Origin of the sequence: Pseudomonas huaxiensis, from assembly GCF_003231275.1 — a bacterium.
Taxonomy (GTDB): Bacteria; Pseudomonadota; Gammaproteobacteria; order Pseudomonadales; family Pseudomonadaceae; genus Aquipseudomonas; species Aquipseudomonas huaxiensis.
Window position 1 is genome coordinate 21,159 of sequence record NZ_QKVL01000033.1, and the last position, 20,770, is coordinate 41,928.

At 63.2% G+C, this 20,770-nt stretch carries 17 protein-coding genes and 1 pseudogene; 4 read left to right on the top strand and 14 right to left on the bottom strand.

Annotation, left to right across the window (positions count from 1 at the left end; all coding sequences use genetic code 11):
• Positions 1-3 precede the first annotated feature (3 nt).
• From hutH to hutC, 8 genes are all read right to left on the bottom strand, one after another.
• Positions 4-1,539 (bottom strand): histidine ammonia-lyase, encoded by a 1,536-nt coding sequence (gene hutH / locus DM374_RS25135; RefSeq protein ID WP_110972302.1) that lies wholly within the window; start codon positions 1,537-1,539, stop codon positions 4-6.
• Between the two features lie 21 nt (positions 1,540-1,560).
• Complete coding sequence (locus DM374_RS25140) at positions 1,561-3,084, bottom strand: HAL/PAL/TAL family ammonia-lyase (protein WP_110972303.1); 1,524 nt, start codon at positions 3,082-3,084, stop codon at positions 1,561-1,563.
• An 8-nt stretch (positions 3,085-3,092) separates the two neighbouring features.
• Positions 3,093-3,923, bottom strand: a complete 831-nt coding sequence (locus tag DM374_RS25145) for a quaternary amine ABC transporter ATP-binding protein (RefSeq protein WP_110972304.1) — start codon at positions 3,921-3,923, stop codon at positions 3,093-3,095.
• Complete coding sequence (locus DM374_RS25150) at positions 3,920-4,771, bottom strand: ABC transporter permease (protein WP_095155821.1); 852 nt, start codon at positions 4,769-4,771, stop codon at positions 3,920-3,922. The genes DM374_RS25145 and DM374_RS25150 overlap by 4 nt, the downstream gene beginning before the upstream one ends.
• A gap of 30 nt (positions 4,772-4,801) precedes the next feature.
• On the bottom strand, positions 4,802-5,770 hold the full coding sequence (locus DM374_RS25155; protein WP_110972305.1) for an ABC transporter substrate-binding protein: 969 nt from the start codon (positions 5,768-5,770) through the stop codon (positions 4,802-4,804).
• 125 nt (positions 5,771-5,895) lie between these two features.
• Positions 5,896-7,575 (bottom strand): urocanate hydratase, encoded by a 1,680-nt coding sequence (gene hutU / locus DM374_RS25160; RefSeq protein WP_110972306.1) that lies wholly within the window; start codon positions 7,573-7,575, stop codon positions 5,896-5,898.
• Positions 7,576-7,896: 321 nt separating this feature from the next.
• Positions 7,897-8,475 (bottom strand): HutD/Ves family protein, encoded by a 579-nt coding sequence (locus tag DM374_RS25165; RefSeq protein WP_110972307.1) that lies wholly within the window; start codon positions 8,473-8,475, stop codon positions 7,897-7,899.
• On the bottom strand, positions 8,472-9,182 hold the full coding sequence (hutC, locus tag DM374_RS25170; protein ID WP_177431605.1) for a histidine utilization repressor: 711 nt from the start codon (positions 9,180-9,182) through the stop codon (positions 8,472-8,474). Before hutC ends, DM374_RS25165 begins: the two co-directional genes overlap by 4 nt.
• Positions 9,183-9,325: 143 nt before the next feature.
• On the opposite strand from hutC, the gene DM374_RS25175 reads away from it, so the two are divergent.
• Positions 9,326-10,690: a formimidoylglutamate deiminase gene (locus DM374_RS25175; protein WP_110972308.1), complete on the top strand. Its 1,365-nt coding sequence runs from the start codon at positions 9,326-9,328 to the stop codon at positions 10,688-10,690.
• Between the two features lie 46 nt (positions 10,691-10,736).
• Here DM374_RS25175 and DM374_RS25180 read toward each other — a convergent pair whose 3' ends face one another.
• A complete protein-coding gene (locus DM374_RS25180; RefSeq protein ID WP_110972309.1) occupies positions 10,737-11,312 on the bottom strand; it encodes a lipocalin family protein in 576 nt (191 codons plus the stop codon).
• On the bottom strand, positions 11,309-11,563 hold the full coding sequence (gene bamE, locus DM374_RS25185) for an outer membrane protein assembly factor BamE domain-containing protein (RefSeq protein ID WP_095155814.1): 255 nt from the start codon (positions 11,561-11,563) through the stop codon (positions 11,309-11,311). Before bamE ends, DM374_RS25180 begins: the two co-directional genes overlap by 4 nt.
• 224 nt (positions 11,564-11,787) lie before the next feature.
• Between bamE and DM374_RS34500 the strand changes: the two are divergent.
• Together DM374_RS34500 and DM374_RS34505 are read left to right on the top strand one after the other, a co-directional pair.
• A pseudogene (locus tag DM374_RS34500) lies at positions 11,788-12,825 on the top strand (HAMP domain-containing protein); the annotation flags it as partial.
• A gap of 24 nt (positions 12,826-12,849) precedes the next feature.
• Positions 12,850-13,680, top strand: coding sequence for a methyl-accepting chemotaxis protein (locus tag DM374_RS34505; RefSeq protein WP_404821379.1), 831 nt, complete (start codon positions 12,850-12,852; stop codon positions 13,678-13,680).
• Between the two features lie 146 nt (positions 13,681-13,826).
• Here DM374_RS34505 and DM374_RS25195 read toward each other — a convergent pair whose 3' ends face one another.
• The 3 genes from DM374_RS25195 to DM374_RS25205 all read right to left on the bottom strand — a co-directional run bounded on the left by DM374_RS25195 (position 13,827) and on the right by DM374_RS25205 (position 18,033).
• Entirely contained in the window at positions 13,827-14,423 is a 597-nt protein-coding gene (locus DM374_RS25195) for a DUF924 family protein (RefSeq protein WP_110972311.1), read from the bottom strand.
• Between the two features lie 7 nt (positions 14,424-14,430).
• Entirely contained in the window at positions 14,431-15,441 is a 1,011-nt protein-coding gene (locus DM374_RS25200; RefSeq protein ID WP_095155811.1) for a class 1 fructose-bisphosphatase, read from the bottom strand.
• 141 nt (positions 15,442-15,582) lie between these two features.
• Positions 15,583-18,033: a glycogen/starch/alpha-glucan phosphorylase gene (locus DM374_RS25205; protein ID WP_110972312.1), complete on the bottom strand. Its 2,451-nt coding sequence runs from the start codon at positions 18,031-18,033 to the stop codon at positions 15,583-15,585.
• Positions 18,034-18,244: 211 nt separating this feature from the next.
• Between DM374_RS25205 and DM374_RS25210 the strand changes: the two genes are divergently transcribed.
• Positions 18,245-18,649 (top strand): YkgJ family cysteine cluster protein, encoded by a 405-nt coding sequence (locus DM374_RS25210; protein ID WP_110972313.1) that lies wholly within the window; start codon positions 18,245-18,247, stop codon positions 18,647-18,649.
• 231 nt (positions 18,650-18,880) lie between these two features.
• On the opposite strand, the gene typA is transcribed toward DM374_RS25210, so the two are convergent.
• Positions 18,881-20,704, bottom strand: coding sequence for a translational GTPase TypA (gene typA, locus DM374_RS25215; RefSeq protein ID WP_110972314.1), 1,824 nt, complete (start codon positions 20,702-20,704; stop codon positions 18,881-18,883).
• Positions 20,705-20,770: the final 66 nt, after the last annotated feature.

Sequence of the window (20,770 nt, forward strand, 5' to 3'; positions counted from 1 at the left end):
CCGTCAGGTCAGGCTCGGCAGGATGCCGACGGGCAGCAGGCCGGTCAGCCGGCCCTCGGCGAGCAGCTCGACGGCAATCTCGATGTCCGGGGCGAAGAAGCGGTCCTTGTCGTAGTGCGGAACGCGGTCACGCAGGGTCCTGCGCGCTTCTTCGAGTTTGGCCGACGTCTTCAGGCCGGCGCGCAGGTCCAGGCCCTGGCAGGCTCCCAGCCATTCGATGGCGAGGACGCCGCGGGTGTTCTCGGCCATTTCCCACAGACGCTTGCCAGCAGCCGGCGCCATCGACACGTGATCTTCCTGGTTGGCCGAAGTGGGCAGGCTGTCCACGCTGTGCGGGTGGGACAGCGCCTTGTTTTCGCTGGCCAGCGCCGCCGCGGTGACCTGGGCGATCATGAAGCCGGAGTTGACCCCGCCGTTCTCCACCAGGAAAGGCGGCAGTTGCGACATGTGCTTGTCCATCATCAGCGAGATGCGCCGCTCGCTCAGCGAGCCGATCTCGGCAATCGCCAAGGCCATGTTGTCGGCGGCCATGGCCACGGGTTCGGCGTGGAAGTTGCCGCCGGAAATCACGTCACCCTGGTCGGCGAATACCAACGGGTTATCGGAAACGGCGTTGGCTTCCACCGCGAGCACTTCGGCGGCCTGGCGCAGTTGGGTCAGGCAGGCGCCCATGACCTGTGGCTGGCAGCGCAGGGAGTACGGGTCCTGGACCTTGCCGCAGTTTTCGTGGGAAGCGGAAACCTCGGTGCCGTCGGTCAGCAGATCGCGGTAGCAGGCCGCTGCGTCGATCTGGCCGCGCTGGCCGCGTGCGGCATGGATGCGCGCATCGAACGGCGAACGGGAGCCCAGCACCGCTTCAACGGTCAGGCCACCACAGGCGATGGCCGCGGCAAACAGGTCTTCGGCTTCGAACAGGCCGCGCAGCGCGTAAGCCGTCGAGGCCTGGGTGCCATTGAGCAGCGCCAGCCCTTCCTTGGCGGCCAGGGTCAGGGGTTTCAGGCCGGCAACCGCCAGCGCGTCCACCGCCGACAGCCACTCGCCTTTATAGCGGGCCTTGCCCTCGCCCAGCAGCACCAGCGACATATGCGCCAGCGGCGCGAGGTCACCGGAAGCGCCGACCGAGCCCTTGAGCGGGATGTGCGGATACACCTCGGCGTTGACCAGGGCGATCAGCGCGTCGATCACGGTGCGGCGAATACCGGAGAAACCACGGCTGAGGCTGTTGATCTTGAGCACCATGATCAACCGCACCATGGCGTCATCCAGCGGCTGGCCGATGCCGGCGGCATGGGACAACACCAGCGAGCGCTGCAGGTTTTCCAGGTCGTGGGTGGCGATACGGGTCGAGGCCAGCAGGCCGAAGCCGGTGTTGATGCCGTAGGCGGTGCGGTTCTCGGCGAGGATCTGCTCGACGCAAGCAACGCTGGCGTCGATCTGCGCGCCGGCGCTGGCGGCAAGGCTCAGGCGCACCGGTGTTTTATAGATACCACGCAATTCGGCGAGGCTGACCTGGCCGGGATTCAAAGTGAAGAGGTTCATGTTCTGGCTCCTTGTCGTGGTTCAGAGCAGCGCCGGCAGCACGCGCTGCGGCAACTGCGGCTGTTTGAGCAACGCGGCCGCGCTGGCGATGTCCGGTGCCAGCCAACGGTCCTGCTGATAGGCCGGAACCTGTTCGCGCAGCAACTGCCAGGCGCGTCCGGTGCCGGCGCCGAAGCGCTGCTCCTTGAGAAATTCGAAGGCCTGGCCCGCCAGCAGGTACTCGATGGCGAGGATCTGCGTGCAGTTTTCCAGGGCGCGGTGCAGCTTAAGCGCGGCGCTGGTGCCGAGGCTCAGGTGATCTTCCTGCAGGCCCGAGGTGACGTAGTTGTCGAGCACCGCCGGTTGCGCCAACTGGCGGTTCTCCGCGCACAGCGAGGCGGCGACGTACTGCACGATCATCATCCCGGAGTTGACCCCCGGCTCGGCGACCAGGAACGCCGGCAAACCGCTGACGTGCGGGTTGACCAGACGGTCGAGGCGGCGCTCGGCGATCGAGCCGGTTTCGGCGACAGCCACCGCCAGCAGGTCGGCAGCCATGGCCACGGACTGGCCGTGCGGGTTGGCCTGGGACATGACCCGGAAGTTGTCCGGCGTGCCCAGCAGCAGCGGGTTGTCAGTAGCGGAATTGAGTTCGGTCTCGATCTGCTTCGCCGCATGGGCCAACTGGTCGCGGGCGGCGCCGTGGACCTGCGGGATCGAGCGGATGCTCAGGGCGTCCTGGGTACGGATACCCTTGCTGCTGGCGATCACTTCGCTGCCATCGAGCAAGGCCCGCAGGTTGCTGCCGACCTGCTGCATGCCGGGGTGCGGCTTGAGCGCGATGATTTCGGCGTCGAACGCGGCGATCTGGCCGCGCAGGGCTTCGAAGCTCATGGCCGAGATGACGTCGGCCCATTGCAGCAGGTGCGTGGCATCGGCCAGCGCCAGGCAGCTCAGGCCGGTCATGCACGGCGTACCGTTGACCAGGCACAGACCGTCCTTGGCACCCAGTTGCACCGGTGCCAGACCTTCCTCGGCCAGGGCCTCGGCGGCCTCGACGATCCGCCCACGGTAGCTGACCTTGCCCACGCCCAGCAGGCAGATGCCGACATGGGCCATGTGGGTCAGGTAACCCACCGAACCCTGGGACGGCACTTGCGGGGTGATGCCGCGCTCAAGCAGCGCCAGCAGTGCTTCGACCACCGACCGCTGGATGCCGGACTTGCCGTGGCTGTAGTTGGTGATGGCGGCGCAGATGATCGCCCGGGTCTGTTCATCCGGCAGTACCGGGCCGACGCCACAGGCGTGGCTGAGCAAGGTGTTGCTCGACAGCCGGCTCAGTTGCTCGCCTTCCAGCGCGACGTTGCACAGTGCGCCGAGGCCAGTGTTGACGCCATAGGCGCGCTCGCCGCTTTCGACGATGCGCCGGACGATGGCCTGGGCATTCTCGATCCGCGCCCAGGCGCTGTCGGACAGCGACAGGCGCGCCCCGTAGCGGGCCACGGCGACGATGTCCTGCCAGCGCAGCGGCGCGTCGGCGATCACGACATTCTCTGGTTGCTGCATGTCAGCCCTCATACAGTGGCGGCGCGGCGCTGGACGAAACGGTCGACGTACTCGTCCGCGGGGTTGTGGAGGATTTCTCGCGGCGTGCCGACCTGGATCAGGCGGCCATCCTTGAGGATCGCGATGCGGTTGCCGATGCGCACGGCTTCATCGAGGTCATGGGTAATGAACACGATGGTCTTGTGCAGGGTCTTTTGCAGCTCCAGGAGCTGGTCCTGCATTTCGGCGCGGATCAGCGGGTCGAGGGCGCTGAAGGCTTCGTCCATGAGGATGATGTCGGTGTCCGCCGCGAGGGCCCGGGCCAGGCCGACACGTTGGCGCATGCCACCGGAAAGCTGGTGCGGATAGGACTTCTCGTAGCCCTTCAGGCCCACGGTGGTGATCCAGTGCTGGGCGCGGTCGGCGCACAGTTGCTTGCTCTCGCCGCGGACCTTGAGGCCGTAGGCGACGTTATCGAGCACGGTCTTGTGCGGCAGCAGGCCGAAGCTCTGGAAGACCATGCTGATCTTGCGCCGGCGAAACTGGCGCAGGGCTTCCATGTCGTACTGCATGATGTCTTCGCCATCCACCAGGATCGCTCCGCTGGTGGGGTCGATCAGGCGGTTGAAGTGGCGCACCAGGGTCGATTTTCCGGAACCGGACAAGCCCATGATGACGAAGATTTCGCCGGCGCCGATGGACAGCGACAGGTCATTGACCCCCACCACGCAGCCGGTTTTCGACAGTACCTGTTCCTTGCTGTGGGACTCGCGAATCAGTTGCAGCGCTTCGTCGGCGCGCTGGCCGAAGATCTTGAAGACGTTCTTCACTTCGATCTTGTTCATCGCCTGGGTATTCATTTACTCACCTCATGCCGCGCCCGGCCGTAGGCCTGGGTAATACGGTCGATCACCACCGCGAGAATCACGATTGCCAGGCCCGCTTCCAGGCCACGGCCGACGTTCAGGGTCTGGATGCCCACCAGCACGTCTTCACCCAGGCCACGGGCACCGATCATCGAGGCGATCACCACCATCGACAGCGCCATCATGGTGGTCTGGTTGATCCCCGCCATGATGCTTGGCAGGGCCAGCGGCAGTTGCACGCCGAACAGTTGCTGCCAGCGGTTGGCACCGAAGGCGTTGATCGCTTCCATGACTTCGCCATCGACCTGACGGATGCCGAGGTCGGTCAGGCGGATCAGCGGCGGCGCGGCGTAGATCACCGTGGCGAAGATCGCCGGCACCTTGCCCAGGCCGAACAGCATCAGCACCGGGATCAGGTACACGAAGCTGGGCATGGTCTGCATGATGTCCAGCAACGGCATCAGCACCGCGCGCAGGCGGTTGCTGCGGGCTGACAGGATCCCCAGCGGGATGCCGATCAGCACCGAGATCAGCGTCGCCACCAGCATCAGCGCCAGGGTCTGCATCAGTTTGTCCCAGAGCCCCACCGCCCCCACCAGGAACAGCAGGCCGACGATCACCACGGTCGGCAGGATGCGTCGGGTCGCGTGCCAGGCAATGGCGCCGACGATCGCCAGCATCAGCCACCACGGCGTGGCGCGCAGCAGGCCTTCGAGGTTGACGATGGCCCAGAGCAGGGTGTCGGAGATCTGCCGGAACACATCACCGTAGTTGGTCACCAGCGCATCGACCCAGCCGTTGACCCAGTCGGCGATGGAGAAGGTAAAGTTTTCGGGGAACATAGGGTTCACTCGTCAGGTAGAAGGAGTAGCTCAGAGCGCTGCGTCGATTTTCTTCGCCGCCTCTTCGCTGACCCACGCATGCCAGATTTCAGGATGTTCCTTGAGGAAGGCTTTCGCCAGTTTCGGCGACTCGATCCGCTCTTTGGTCATGCGCGCCAGATTCTGGTTCAGCAGGTCGATCGGCAGGTTGACCTTTTCCAGCACGGCGACCAGTTCCGGCGCCTGTTCGTGGAACGCCTTGGACAGGCCGACCTTGATGCTCACGGTCTTGTCGACGCCGGGTTTCTCGTCCAGTTTGACCAGGTCGACCTGGCCCATCAGCGGGGTTGGCGTCCAGTAGTAGAAGAGGATCGGCTCGCCACGCTTGTAGCTCGACAGCACCGCCGCATCCAGGGCCGGGCCGGTGCCCGGACGGAAATTGGTGTAGCTCGACTCAAGGCCGTAGTCCTTGAGCATTTCGCTGTTGTCCAGTTCGCAGGTCCAGCCCGCCGGGCAATTGTAGAAGCGGCCTTTGCCAGGCTCTTCCGGGTCTTTGAAGACCGACGCGTAGCGGCCCAGGTCAGCGATGGCCTTGAGGTCAGGCGCCTTGGCTTCGAGCTTGCGCTTGGCATCGCCCTCGATCACGTAGCGCGGCACGTACCAGCCTTCCACTGCACCTACCACCGGCGCGCCGACGCCGACTACCTTGCCGGCGGTCTCGGCCTTCTTCCAGACCTCGCTGCGGCCCACCCACTCTTCGGCGAACACCTGGATATCGTTGGTGCCCAGGGCGTTTTCCATGGTGATGGAGTTACCCGGCAAGCTGTCGGTTTCGCAGCCGTAGCCGTTCTTCAGCACGAACTGCATGACGTCGGTCAGCAGCATGCCGCTTTCCCAGTTCAGCCCGGCGAACTTCACCGGTTTGCCGGATTCGCACCAGCCCGCGGCCTGACTGCCCCCCGAGAGACTCAACAGGCCAAGGGCACACAGCGACGCAAGCAGGGTCTTGTTGGTTTTCATTGCATGACGCTCCCAAACAGGAAAGTGGATATCGGCAGTTCAGCGGCCTTTCAGCCAGGCGTCCGGTCGTCCCTTCCATGAAACGCCGCGGCGGGGGCCACCGGTAGAGGCCCCCGCGACGCGGATCAGCCGGTGATCATCGGCAGGTTCAGGCCCTGCTCTTTGGCACACTCGATAGCAATGTCATAACCGGCATCGGCATGACGCATCACGCCGGTGCCCGGGTCGTTGGTCAGTACGCGGGCGATACGCTCGGCGGCCTCGTCGGTACCGTCACAGACGATCACCATGCCCGAGTGCTGCGAGAAGCCCATGCCTACGCCACCACCGTGGTGCAGCGAAACCCAGGTCGCGCCGCTGGCGGTGTTCAGCAGGGCGTTGAGCAGCGGCCAGTCGGACACAGCGTCGGAACCGTCTTTCATCGACTCGGTTTCACGGTTCGGGCTCGATACCGAACCGGAGTCCAGGTGGTCGCGACCGATAACGATAGGCGCGGACAGCTCACCGCGACGGACCATTTCGTTGAACGCCAGGCCCAGCTTGGCGCGCTGGCCCAGGCCAACCCAGCAGATACGGGCCGGCAGACCCTGGAAGCTGATGCGCTCGCGCGCCATGTCCAGCCAGTTGTGAAGGTGGGCGTCGTCCGGGATCAGTTCCTTGACCTTGGCGTCGGTCTTGTAGATGTCTTCGGCGTTGCCCGACAGCGCGGCCCAGCGGAACGGCCCGATGCCGCGGCAGAACAGCGGACGGATGTAGGCCGGCACGAAGCCTGGGAAGTCGAAGGCATTGGCGACGCCCTCTTCCTTGGCCATCTGGCGGATGTTGTTACCGTAGTCGAAGGTCGGGATGCCCTGTTTCTGGAAGTCGAGCATGGCCTGGACGTGCACGGCCATGGATTGCTTGGCGGCTTTGACCACCGCGGCCGGCTCGGTCCTGGCGCGGTCGCGGTACTCGTCCCAGCTCCAGCCGGCTGGCAGGTAGCCGTTGAGCGGGTCGTGGGCGCTGGTCTGGTCGGTGACCATGTCCGGGCGCACGCCGCGCTTGACCAGTTCCGGCAGAATTTCGGCGGCGTTGCCCAGCAGCGCGATGGAAATAGCCTTGCCTTCGGCGGTGTATTTGGCGATGCGCGCCAGGGCGTCATCCAGGTCGTTGGCCTGTTCGTCGACGTAGCGGCTGCTCAGGCGGAAGTCGATGCGGCTCTGCTGGCATTCGATGTTCAGCGAAGAGGCGCCGGCCAGGGTCGCGGCCAGTGGCTGGGCGCCGCCCATGCCGCCGAGGCCGGCGGTCAGTACCCACTTGCCCTTGAGGCTGCCGTTGTAGTGTTGGCGACCGGCTTCGACGAAGGTTTCGTAGGTGCCCTGAACGATGCCCTGGCTGCCGATGTAGATCCAGCTACCGGCGGTCATCTGGCCATACATGGCCAGGCCCTTGGCATCCAGTTCGTTGAAGTGTTCCCACGTGGCCCAGTGCGGCACCAGGTTGGAGTTGGCGATCAGCACACGCGGCGCGTTGGCGTGGGTCTTGAACACGCCGACCGGCTTGCCCGATTGCACCAGCAGGGTTTCGTCGTCATTCAGGTTGGTCAGGCTCTCGACAATCTTGTCGTAGCACGCCCAGTTGCGTGCGGCGCGGCCGATGCCGCCGTACACCACCAGTTCCTTCGGGTTCTCCGCCACTTCCGGGTCGAGGTTGTTCATCAACATGCGCAGCGGCGCTTCGGTCAGCCAGCTTTTGGCGGTCAGCTTGTTGCCGCGGGGTGCACGGATTTCGACATCACGGAATTTGTTCAGGTTGTTGTCAGTCACGAAAGGGCTCCTCGAGCATCTATCCAATCCCAACCCAGGCAGTGGGCCAGCGGTGATAACCGTTTTACGAACAGCGTGGAGGGGACGGCCTATCCACTCATACGCACACATCTTTACTTGTACATACAAGCATATGCAATTGAATTGCCAAGTCCGCAAAACGCTTGATGAAAAAATTCCCGCAGGGGCTTCAAACCCTTGTGGATCAAGGCGAGGAAATCTTGCAGATAAGGTTGGGAGACAGCGGAGGGTGGGGCGAGGACCAAGGCGGCATTGCGCCACCTTGGGGCATTCGGTAACAAAATGTGCGGGCGTGGTGCGTTACACGGAAACAGGAATGAGTTCGATCAGGCAGCAACGGCCGGTGATATCCAGCTCGCGCAATTGCGTGTTGTCGTGCAGGTAAAGGCAGTCATACAGACCAAGGGTTTGCAGCGGATGGCCGCTGATGCCGACGTCCAGCGCGGACTGGGCGCTGAACAGCAACACCGTGCTGGCCGAGCTGAACACCCGGCTGTAACCGCTGAACCACTGCAGGCGCGCATGGTAACGCTGCGGCGCGTAGATGAGGTTGAAGTCACGGATCGGATCGCCCAGCAGGCGGCAACTGACCTGGCTTTCGCCGCTGAACACGTAGGCATCGAACGGCAGCAATGCGCGGCTCTGCTGGCCATCTACCTGCAGGACCATACCGTCGCCCTGCAACACGGTGATGATCCGCTGGTAGCCGGCAAAGCTGGAGAAACCACCGGACTCTTCGATATCGGCAATCGACAGGCGCCAGCCGAAACCGTCGAGGCCTTCGCCGGCATCGCGAGTGATTTCTTCGGTGCTGCCGCCGCCGTTCTTCCAGGGCATGCGCGGGTAGTCGGCGGCACGTAACAGGGTCAACTCGGTCATTTGCTGAAGCGTCCTTCGAGGCGATGGCGGGAACCTGGGTGGATCAGGCGGGCGGCGGTCACCGGCTGGCGGCCGGACCAGGTGCGGCGGCGAATCAGCAGGCAGGGTTCGCCCTGCTCGATCTGCAGCAGCTTGCACTCGTCCGGCTCGGCAAGAATCGCCTCGACCACATGCTCGCCCTCGGTCAGCGGCGCGACCTGGGACAGATAGGCGTAAGGCGTTTGCCGGGTGAAGTCCTGCTGGAGGTAGTCGGGGGCGATCTGCGCGTTGACGTAACGGTCTTCGATCTGCACCGGCACGCCGTTTTCGTAGTGCACGATCAGCGAATGGAACACCCGCTGGCCTTCGCGCATGTCCAGCGCCAGGGCGCGCTCGGAACCGGCGGCTTCTTCGGTCAGGGTCACCACGCGGCAGGTGTGCTGGTGGTCGCGGGCGGCGATTTCATCGGCGATGTTGTTCACGTCGAACAGCGCCGAGCGGGTCTTGGGTTCGGCAACGAAGGTTCCGACGCCCTGCATGCGCACCAGCAGCCCTTCGGCGGTGAGTTCGCGCAGGGCACGGTTGATGGTCATGCGGCTGAAGCCCAGTTCACTGACCAGCTCGCTCTCCGACGGCACCCGGTGGTGCGGCGGCCAGGTGCCGTTCTCGATCTGCTGGACGATCATCTGTTTGACCCGGGCATACAGCGGCGCCGGCCCCTCGCCCATCTGGGCAACCAGCGTGGAGACAGGAGGTTTCGGCACAGGAAAAGTCCTTGTTCTATTGAATGAACGGTAGCTTGCCGGAGTTTACCCAGCAGGCAAACGTCTGTATATGTATATACAAATAAACAAAACGAGGTGTCGTGTCGATGTCCGTCTTCTTTGCCGAACGCGCTCTGTTGCCCAGCGGCTGGGCTGAAAACGTCCGAATCGAGGTCGGCGCCGACGGTTTGCTGACCCGGGTACAAGCCAATGCCGAGGCCGATGGCGCCGAAAAGCTGAACGGACCGCTGCTGCCAGGCATGCCCAACCTGCACTCCCACGCGTTCCAGCGCGCCATGGCCGGCCTTGCCGAAGTGGCGGGCAATCCCAACGACAGCTTCTGGACCTGGCGCGAACTGATGTATCGGCTGGTCGGCAAGATCAGCCCCGAGCAGCTCGAAATCATCGCCCGCCAGCTCTATATCGAGATGCTCAAGGCCGGCTACACCTCGGTCGCCGAATTCCATTACGTCCACCACGACCCGCAAGGCAGCGTCTACGCCGACCCGACCGAGCTGTCCCGACGCATCAGCGCGGCAGCCCGGCAGAGCGGTATCGGCCTGACCCTGCTGCCGGTGCTCTACAGCCACTCGGGCTTCGGCGGGCAGGCGCCAAATGAGGGCCAGCGGCGGTTCATCAACAGCACCGAGCAGTACCTCGACCTGCAATCCCGGTTGAAACCGCTGCTGGCCGCCCAGCCCGCGCAAACGCTGGGGCTGTGCTTCCACTCACTACGCGCAGTGACGCCGGAGCAGATCGCCACGGTCATGGCGGCCAGCGACAACGCCTGTCCGGTGCACATCCATATCGCCGAACAAAAGAAGGAAGTCGACGACTGCCTGGCCTGGAGCGGACGCCGGCCGTTGCAGTGGCTATATGAAAACGTCGAGGTCGATCCACGCTGGTGCCTGGTCCACGCGACCCATGCCGAGGCCGGCGAAGTCAGCCTCATGGCCCGCAGCGGCGCGGTGGCCGGCTTGTGCCTGACCACCGAGGCCAACCTTGGTGACGGTATCTTCCCGGCGGTGGATTTCCTCGCTGAAGGCGGACGCCTCGGCATCGGCTCTGACAGCCATGTGTCACTGAGCGTGGTGGAAGAACTGCGCTGGCTGGAATACGGCCAGCGCCTGCGCGACCAGCGGCGTAATCGCTTGTACGGCGCCAACCAGCCGATGGTCGGACGCACGCTGTTTGACGCGGCACTGAGCGGTGGCGCCCAGGCGCTGGGGCAACCAGTAGGTGAACTGGCGGTGGGCAAACGAGCGGACTGGATTGTGCTGGATGGGCTGGACCCGTATCTGGCGACGGCCAGTGACGACAACATCCTCAACCGCTGGCTGTTCGCTGGCGGGGATCGTCAGGTGCGGGATGTGATGGTCAATGGCGCCTGGGTGGTACGGGAGGGTCGGCATGACGGGCAGGAAGACAGTGCGCGGGCGTTTGCCGGGGTATTGAGGGAATTGCTGGGTTGAATTTCAGGGCCTCATCGCTGACAAGCGATGAGGCCCTGAAGATTGATCAAGGCTTACGCGCCATATCCCGATCCGAAACCCGCCAGATCAGCCGCGTCGTGTCATACCCCTGCTGCCGCGCCTTGGCCAGCAGGCTCTCCCGCTCCACCGCCGTCACGGTCGGTTTGCGCGACAGCAGCCACAGGTATTTGCGGTCCGGGTTGCCGACCAGCGCGGTCTGGTAGTCATCACCGATATACAGCACCCAGTAATCACCTTTCGCCACACCCGGCAGCAGCCGCGAGAACCAGTTGTCGAATTCCACCCAGAGCTTGTCGGTCTTGCCCGGCACTTGCGGCGTGGCGCTGCCGCTGGCTTCCTGCCACTCGCCTTGCAGGGTCAGGCAACGATTGAGCACCCCGACACTGCCGTCCGCGCGCAGGTTGTAGTGCGCCTCGGACTGGGCGCAATCACGCTGGAAATACATCGGCAAGCGCGCCAGTTCGAACCATTTGCCCTGGTAACGCTTGAGATCGACCTGCCCCACCGTCTTCGGCGGCAGCGGCCCGTCCGCCACCGACGTGGCGCAACCGCCCAGTGTCAGTGCCGCGCACAAGGCCAGCAGTGGATAGACGTGTTTCATTTCAGACCCTGCCCCGCGTACATCAACACTTTGTCACCTGCGTACTGGACACTGATGAAGGTCTTTTCATCACCCCAGGTACAACTGGAAACACCCAACGCACCGGAACACTCGGTTGGACTCCCCAGCAGGGCTTCGACCTGGGCCTTGTCCATACCGGTTTTGAGTTTGGAATAGTTTTCCTGGTTGAGTTTGCTGCACGCAGCCAGCAACACGCACAAGGACAACAAGGCGAGGGAACGCAACGACATGAAGGGTGCTCCTGAAAATAAAGGCGACAGGACTACAGCCTGTCGAGAGCTTAGAAGGAAAAACCCCGTTCCGGTTCCCGAAGCGTCCTGCTTTCAGATCAGCGTAATCCTTTGCCATTGGTCGAATGATTGCGGAACCGATTAATCTTTTTCCTACACCTGACGACACAACAGACGCTGCGGCGGATCGCCGCGCCCCCTTCGTAGATTGCCGTGACCTTGCGATGACTAAAAACCTGAAATTCAGCCACAAGATCCTGCTGGCCGCCGCCCTCGTGGTCGTGGTGGCCTTCACCTGCTTCGTCCTGTTCAACGACTACCGCCAGCGCCAGTCGCTGCGCAGCAGCACCGAAGCCTCGATGCAGGAACTGGGCAGCCTCACTGCGGGCAACATCCGCACCTGGCTGGACAGCCGCATCCAGTTGCTCAACTCCTTCGCCCAGCAAGTGGCCGTCGACGGCCCAGGCAAGGACGCGCTGAGCCGCAGCCTGGCGCTGCCGGTGTACGCCAGCAACTTCGCCCTCACCTACTTCGGCGGTCAGGACGGCAGCATGCAGTCGGTGCCGGCCGGCAACCGCGCGGCCGACTACGACCCGCGCGTGCGCGGCTGGTACAAGAGCGCCAGCAGCGCCGGCCAGACCGTGATCACCGAACCCTATGTTTCCGCCTCCATGGGCAAACTGGTGGTGACCATCGCCACGCCGGTGCAACAGGCTGGCAAGCCAATCGGTGTGGCCGGCGCCGACACCGCGCTGGACACCATCAGCGCCATCATCAACTCGCTGAATTTCGACGGCCACGGCCACGCCTTCATCGTCAACGGCGACGGCAAGATCCTGATCCATCCCAAAAACGAACTGGCCCTGAAGGCCCTCGCCGAAGCTTATCCACAGGGCGCGCCGGTCATCGGCAAGGGGCTGAAGGAAGTCGAGATCGACGGCCGCAAGCAGTTCATCAGCTTCACCCACATCGACGGCGTGCCGTCGGCGGACTGGTATGTCGCGCTGGTGCTCGACCAGGACGCGGCGTTCGCCATGCTCAGTGAACTACGCAGCACCGCCGTGGTGGCGACCATCGCCGCAGTGCTGATCATCATCGGTCTGCTTGGCCTGCTGATCCGCGTGCTGATGGAGCCGCTGCATGTGATGGGCCGGGCCATGCACGACATCGCCGAGGGCAAGGGTGACCTGACCAAGCGTCTGAGCATTCATGCCCACGACGAATTCGGCACGCTGGGTCAGTCGTTCAACCGCTTCGTCGAGCGGATTCACGAATCGATCCGCGAAGTGTCCTCGGCGACCGGCCAGGTCAACGAAGTCGCCCTGCGGGTCGTCAGCGCGTCCAATGCCTCGATCCACAACGCCGACCAGCAGTCCAGCCGCACCAACAGCGTTGCTGCGGCGATCAACGAACTGGGCGCCGCCGCCCAGGAAATCGCCCAGAACGCCGCCCTCGCCTCGCAGCATTCGAGCGACGCGCGCAGCCTGGCTGAAGACGGTCAGCAGGTGGTCAACCAGACCATCGACGTGATGAACCAGCTGTCGGCGCGGATCAGCGATTCGTGCAGCAACATCGAGACGCTGAACGCCAACACGGTGAACATCGGTCAGATTCTCGAAGTGATCACCGGCATTTCCCAGCAGACCAACCTGCTGGCGCTCAACGCCGCCATCGAAGCGGCTCGCGCTGGCGAGGCCGGGCGTGGTTTTGCGGTGGTAGCCGACGAAGTGCGCAATCTGGCCCACCGCACCCAGGACTCGGCGCAGCAGGTGCAACGGATCATCGAAGAACTGCAGGCCGGCGCGCAGGTGGCGGTGAGCACCATGACCGAGAGCCAGAACCACAGCCAGCACAGCGTCGGCATCGCCAACCGGGCCGGTGAACGGCTGGGCAGCGTGACCCAGCGCATCGGCGAGATCGACGGCATGAACCAGTCGGTGGCGACTGCCACCGAGGAACAGACTGCCGTGGTGGAGTCGATCAATGTCGACATCACCGAGATCAATACGCTGAATCAGGAAGGGGTGGAAAACCTGCAGGCAACGTTGCGTGCCTGTAACGACCTTGAGCAGCAGGTCGAGCGGTTGAAGCATCTGGTGGGGAGTTTCAGGATTTAAGGCGGGCTTCAGGGCTCAATCGCTGGCAAGCGGATCGCCGCCCGGCCAGCTCCCACAGGATCGGCATGCACCGTACCTGTGGGAGCTGGCTTGTCGGGGCGCCGAACCGCAGCGATAGGGCCCTGAAGAACAGCAGAGATTTCAGATCAGAACCTGGACCCAGGCTCCAGCAGAAAATCCATTTCCTCACTGGTACTCGGCCGCCCCAGCAGCAGGTTGCGGTGCGGGAAGCGCCCGAACCGGGCAATCACCCGCTGGTGCTGCTCGGCATAGTCGAGGAAACCTTCGAACAACCGCTGATGCTCGGCCGGCTGGCCCGCCAGCAAGGCCCGGTAGCGCTCGACGCTGATGTTCTGCCAGTCGAGCACTTCGGCATGCTCCAGCACCAGCAGGATGAACACCCGCTGGATCGGCAGCAGTTGATAGTCCCACGCACGGTCCAGGCCCTGCATCACCAGCACCTGGGCACGCCGGTCGCCATCGAAGGCGCGCGGTGTGTCGCGGTGGATCATGCGCGGCAACTGGTCCAGCAACAGGACCAGGCCAAGCCAGCCCTGCGGGCTTTGCAGCCACTCGTCCAGACCGCCGGCCAACGCCTGCTCGACCAGGTCGCCGAAGCGCTCTTGCGCCTCGGCATCGTGCTGCCTGCCGAACCACAGCGTGCTCTTCTCGTCAGCCACGGTCTGCGGGCTGGTGCCCCAACCGAACCACCACTCCAGCAACGGCTGCCAAGGTGCGAGCATGACCTGTTTACTCCTGGTGATAACCGGTGACGCGCTCGACTTCTTCTTTCGAACCGAGGAACACCGCCACGCGCTGGTGCAGGCTCTCCGGCTGGATGTCGAGGATGCGCTGTTTGCCGTCGGTGGAAGCGCCGCCGGCCTGTTCGATGATGAAGGACATCGGGTTGGCTTCGTACATCAGGCGCAGTTTGCCCGGCTTGGAAGGCTCGCGAGCGTCGCGCGGGTACATGAACAGGCCGCCGCGGGTCAGGATGCGGTGCACGTCGGCAACCATCGAGGCGATCCAGCGCATGTTGTAGTTTTTCTTCAGCGGGCCGGTCTCACCGTCCAGCAACTCGCCGACGTAGCGCTTGACCGGGGCTTCCCAGTGGCGCTGGTTGGACATGTTGATGGCGAATTCGGCGGTGGTTTCCGGAACCTTGATGTTCTCGTGGGTCAGGACGAAGCTGCCCAGTTCACGGTCCAGGGTGAAGCCTTTGACGCCGTTGCCCAGGGTCAGGATCAACATGGTCTGCGGACCGTAGATCGCGTAGCCGGCGGCGACCTGCTCAGTGCCTGGCTGCAGGAAGGCCTTTTCGTTCAGGCTTTCGTTCTGGCTCAGGTACTCGTTCGGGCAACGCAGTACCGAGAAGATGGTGCCGACGGAAACGTTGACGTCGATGTTCGACGAGCCGTCCAGCGGGTCGAAGACCAGCAGGTAGGCGCCTTTCGGGTATTTGCCGGGGATCTGGTAGGCATTGTCCATTTCTTCGGACGCCATGCCGGCCAGGTGACCGCCCCATTCGTTGGCTTCGAGCAGGATGTCGTTGGAAATCACGTCCAGTTTCTTCTGGACTTCGCCCTGCACGTTTTCAGTGCCCATGCTGCCCAACACGCCGCCCAGGGCGCCTTTGGACACGTTGTGGCTGATTTCCTTGCATGCGCGCGCCACCACTTCGATGAGGAAGCGCAGATCGGCAGGGGTGCTGTTGCTACGGGTCTGCTCAATCAGATAGCGACTCAGGGTAACGCGGGACATGTATAGCTCCGAAGGAATGGGGAGAGAAAAACCCACGCAGTTTACAGGGAGAGTGAAGCGCGGGCGAGCACCAGGACATGCTTGCCCGATCAGACGGCACATCGGCCCGCGAGTTCATGCCGTCCGCCGGGTTGGCGCTGGTCACTCCAGCGCGGTCCAGATTTCACGGGCGTATTCGCGGATGGTCCGGTCCGAGGAGAACCAGCCCATGCGAGCGGTGTTGAGCACCGCCGAGCGCCACCAGCGATTGGGCTCGTGCCAGAGCTCGTCGACCCGACGCTGGGCTTCCCAGTAGGCGTCGAAATCGGCGCAAAGCAGGAAGCGGTCGTAGGTCACCAGCGAGTCCACCAGCCCGACATAACGCGCCGGATCGTCCGGCGAGAACACCCCGCCACGGATCGCCTGCAGCACGTCGTTGAGCCGGTGCGAAGCACCCAGCGCGGCCCCGGCGCCGAAATCGCCACTGCGCTTGCGCGCCTCCACCTGCTGGGCGGTCAGGCCGAAGATGAACATGTGGTCGGCGCCCACCTGCTCGCACATCTCCACGTTGGCGCCGTCGAGGGTGCCGATGGTCAGCGCGCCGTTGAGGCCGAACTTCATGTTGCTGGTGCCGGATGCCTCGTAGCCGGCGGTGGAAATCTGCTCGGAGAGGTCCGCCGCCGGGATGATGCTTTCCGCCAGGCTGACGTTGTAATTGGGCAGGAACACCACCTTGAGCAGACCGCGCACGGTCGGGTCGTTGTTGACCACCTTGGCGATGTCGTTGGCCAGCTTGATGATCAACTTGGCCTGGTGATAACTGGCCGCCGCCTTGCCCGCGAAGATCTTCACCCGCGGCACCCAGTCGGTGCCCGGCTCGGCGCGGATCGCCTGGTAGAGGGCCACGGTGTGCATCAGGTTGAGCAACTGGCGCTTGTATTCATGGATGCGCTTGACCTGCACATCGAACATCGCTTCGGGGTTGACGGTAATCCCTACCCGCTCCTGGATCAGGCTCGCCAGCACGCGCTTGCTGTGCAGCCGCTGCTCGGCGAACTTCTTGCGGAACGCCGGTTTGTCGGCGAACGGTTCCAGCCCGCGTAGCAGGGTTTCCGGGTCGTCCAGCAGCTCCTTGCCCAGAGCATCCACCAGCATGCCGGTAAGCCGCGGGTTGGCCTGGTACAGCCAACGGCGGAAGGTGATGCCGTTGGTCTTGTTGTTGATGCGGTCCGGGTAGAGCTTGTGCAGCTCGGCGAACACCGTGCTGCGCATCAGCTTGGTGTGCAGCGCCGACACGCCGTTGATGCTGTGGGAACCGAGGAACGCCAGGTTACCCATGCGCACCCGGCGGCCGTTGTCTTCCTCGATCAGCGACACCGCGCGCAGCACGTCGAAATCGTGGATGCCTTTGGCCCGCAGCGCGTCGATATGGAAGGCGTTGATCAGGTAGATGATCTGCATGTGCCGCGGCAGCATGCGCTCCATCAGGCCCACCGGCCAGGTTTCCAGCGCCTCCGGCAGCAGGGTGTGGTTGGTGTAGGCCAGGGTGTTCACCGTCACCTGCCAGGCGGTTTCCCACGGCACTTCGTGCTGGTCGACCAGCAGCCGCATCAGTTCAGCCACGGCAATCGAGGGGTGGGTGTCGTTGAGCTGGATGGCCGCCTGCTCGGGCAGGTTGAGCAAGGTGTCGTGCATGTTCAGGTGGCGGCGCAGCAGGTCTTGCAGCGAGGCCGAAACAAAGAAGTATTCCTGGCGCAGGCGCAGTTCCTGGCCTGCCTCGGTGCTGTCGGCCGGGTACAGCACGCGGGAGATGCTCTCGGCCCGGGCCACTTCCGCCACGGCACCGAGGTGGTCGCCGGCGTTGAAGCGCTCCAGGTGCAGCTCCTCCAGCGCCCGCGCACGCCACAGGCGCAGAGTGTTGACGCTGGAACCGCGCCAGCCCACCACCGGCGTGTCGTACGCCACCGCGCGTACCGTTTCCGCCGGCCACCAGACCTGGCGCGGCTCGCCATCGCCAGTGTGCACGGTTTCGACCCGGCCGCCGAAGCTGATCGGATAGATCACCTCGGCCCGCTCGAACTCCCAGGGGTTACCGAAATCCAGCCAGTTCTCGGTCTGCTCCTGCTGCCAGCCATCGACCACCGCCTGACGAAACAGGCCGTGCTCGTAGCGGATGCCGTAGCCGTGAGCGGCGATGCCGAGGGTCGACATGCTTTCCATGAAGCACGCCGCCAGCCGGCCAAGGCCACCATTACCGAGCGCCGCATCGGGCTCCAGCAGGCGGATGCGTTCCAGGTCGACATCGAGGCCTTCCAGCGCCTGGCGGGCGACGTCCAGCAGGCCGAGGTTGCTCAGGCTGTCGTAGAGCAGACGGCCGATCAGGAATTCGAGGGAGAGGTAATAGACCCGCTTCTGGCTCTTGCGGTAGATCTGGCGGGTGTGGTCCATCCAGTGATCGACCATGTGGTCCCTGGCGGCCAGGGCGATGGCTTCGAACCAGTCGTGGTCGAAGGCGTGTTCGGGGTCCTTGCCGACCGCATAGGTCAGTTTGTCCAGCACAGCGGTGCGAAACGCGGCCACCTCTGCGTCACGATTGTTTGTTTCCTGAGACATGCGACGTCCTCGGGCAAATATGACGATTGCGGATGGAGATTTGACAGCCTAGACGGTTCGACACAGTGCGTAGGCGCTGGTTCGCACCTTTCATGGGAAAAGAAGATGCAAGAGCGGGACCGGCCGACGGCTGTCGCGCAATTGGTTGTTCACAAATTGATCAACTCCGGTATGATCGCGCGCCTTCCTATACCTATATGCCTGATCCCTGATGAAACCGACCCTGATCGCCGCCGCCGAGCTTGACCGTCTCGAGACGTGGCAGAAGTACGCCAGCCACATGTGCGGTAGCTGCATGTCCACCTGCTGCACCCTGCCGGTGGAGGTCAAGTTGAAGGATTTGATCCGCATCGGCGTGGTCGATGAGTTCGAAGTGGGCGAGCCACCGAAGAACATTGCCAAGCGCCTGCAGAAGGAAGGCATCGTCGAGCGCTTCAGCCAGAAGTCGGGAATCTTCACCCTGACCCGGATGAGCAACGACGATTGCCTCTATCTGGACCGCAAGAGCCGGCTGTGCACCATTTATGACAAGCGTCCGGACACCTGCCGCAACCACCCGAAGATCGGGCCGCGCCCGGGGTATTGCGCGTACAAGCCGAAACCGATGGTTCGCTGACACCCCCCTCCGTGTAGGAGCGAGCTTGCTCGCGAAGGACCGCAAAGCGGTCCCAAAACCATCCAGCACGAGCCGCAGTCAAGCCAGTATTGGTGTATCAGGGTTCGGGACCGCTGCGCGGTCCTTCGCGAGCAAGCTCGCTCCTACAGTTCACGCAGCCCTGGCAATAAACAGCAGAAACAAAAAAGCCCCCGGCCTTTCGACCGGGGGCTTTTTCATTTCAAGCCAGGATTAGTTGGCTTTGGACTTCTTGGCAGCGCGGGTACGCTCGCCTTCGTCCAGGATTTTCTTGCGCAGACGAATCGACTTTGGAGTCACTTCGCACAGCTCGTCGTCCTGGATGAATTCCAGAGCCTGTTCCAGGGTGAAACGAACCGGCGGAACCAGGGCGATGGTTTCGTCCTTGCCCGAAGCGCGCATGTTGTCGAGCTTCTTGCCTTTGGTTGGGTTCACACCCAGGTCGTTGTCACGGCTGTTCAGACCAACGATCTGACCGTTGTAGATTTCCTGACCGTGCTCGACGAACAGCTTGCCGCGCGCCTGCAGGGTTTCCAGGGAGTAGGTCAGGGCCTTGCCGGTTTCGACCGAAACCAGTACGCCGTTCTGACGACCGGACATGTGGCCGGACTTCATGGTGTCGTAGCGATCGAAGATCGAGGTCAGGATGCCTGCACCGTTGGTCAGGGTCAGGAACTGGTTACGGAAACCGATCAGACCACGGGCTGGAATGTTGTATTCCAGACGTACACGGCCCTTGCCATCCGGGGACATGTTGGTCAGGTCGCCTTTACGCAGACCCATCTCTTCCATGACCTTGCCCTGCGATTCTTCAGGGATGTCGATGGTGACGTTTTCGAACGGTTCCTGCTTGGTACCGTTGACTTCGCGGATGATTACTTCAGGACGGCCTACAGCCATCTCGAAGCCTTCGCGACGCATGGTTTCGATCAGAACCGACAGGTGCAGCTCACCGCGACCGGAAACCTTGAACTTGTCAGCCGAGTCGCCTTCTTCAACGCGCAGTGCAACGTTGTACAGCAGCTCTTTGTCCAGACGTTCCTTGATGTTACGGGAAGTCACGAACTTGCCTTCTTTACCGCAGAACGGCGAGTCGTTGACCTGGAAGGTCATGGAAACGGTCGGCTCGTCGACGCTCAGTGGCTTCATCGCTTCAACGGCATCTGGCGAGCACAGGGTGTCGGAGATGAACAGCTCTTCGAAACCGCTGATGCAGACGATGTCGCCAGCCTGGGCTTCTTCAACGTCTACACGGTGCAGACCGTGGTGACCCATCAGCTTCAGGATACGGCCGTTGCGCTTCTTGCCGTTGGTGTCGATAGCGACAACCGGGGTGTTCGGCTTGACGCGACCACGGGCGATACGGCCAACGCCGATAACACCGAGGAAGCTGTTGTAGTCCAGAGCGGAGATTTGCATCTGGAACGGACCGTCACGGTCAACAGCCGGAGCTGGAACGTTGTCGACGATCGACTGGTACAGCGGGGTCATGTCTTCGGCCATTTCGGCGTGGTCCAGACCGGCAATGCCGTTCAGGGCCGAGGCGTAGACGACTTTGAAGTCCAGCTGTTCGTCGGTGGCACCGAGGTTGTCGAACAGGTCGAAGATCTGGTCCAGAACCCAGTCAGGACGCGCGCCCGGACGGTCAACCTTGTTGATCACGACGATTGGCTTCAGACCGGCTTCGAAAGCCTTCTTGGTCACGAAACGGGTTTGCGGCATAGGGCCGTCTTGAGCGTCGACCAGCAGCAGAACGGAGTCGACCATCGACATCACGCGCTCTACTTCACCGCCGAAGTCGGCGTGGCCGGGGGTGTCGACGATGTTGATGTGGTAGCCATTCCAGTTGATGGCGGTGTTCTTCGCCAGAATGGTAATGCCGCGCTCTTTTTCCTGGTCGTTGGAGTCCATGACGCGCTCGTCGTTGAGCTCGTTACGCTCCAGAGTGCCGGACTGACGCAGGAGTTTGTCAACCAGGGTGGTTTTACCATGGTCAACGTGGGCAATGATGGCGATGTTGCGCAGATTTTCGATCACGTGGTGTATCTCGATCAGAGGATTCGGGTTGCCACCCAGTCTAGGTGGCGAATATGAATGAACGGC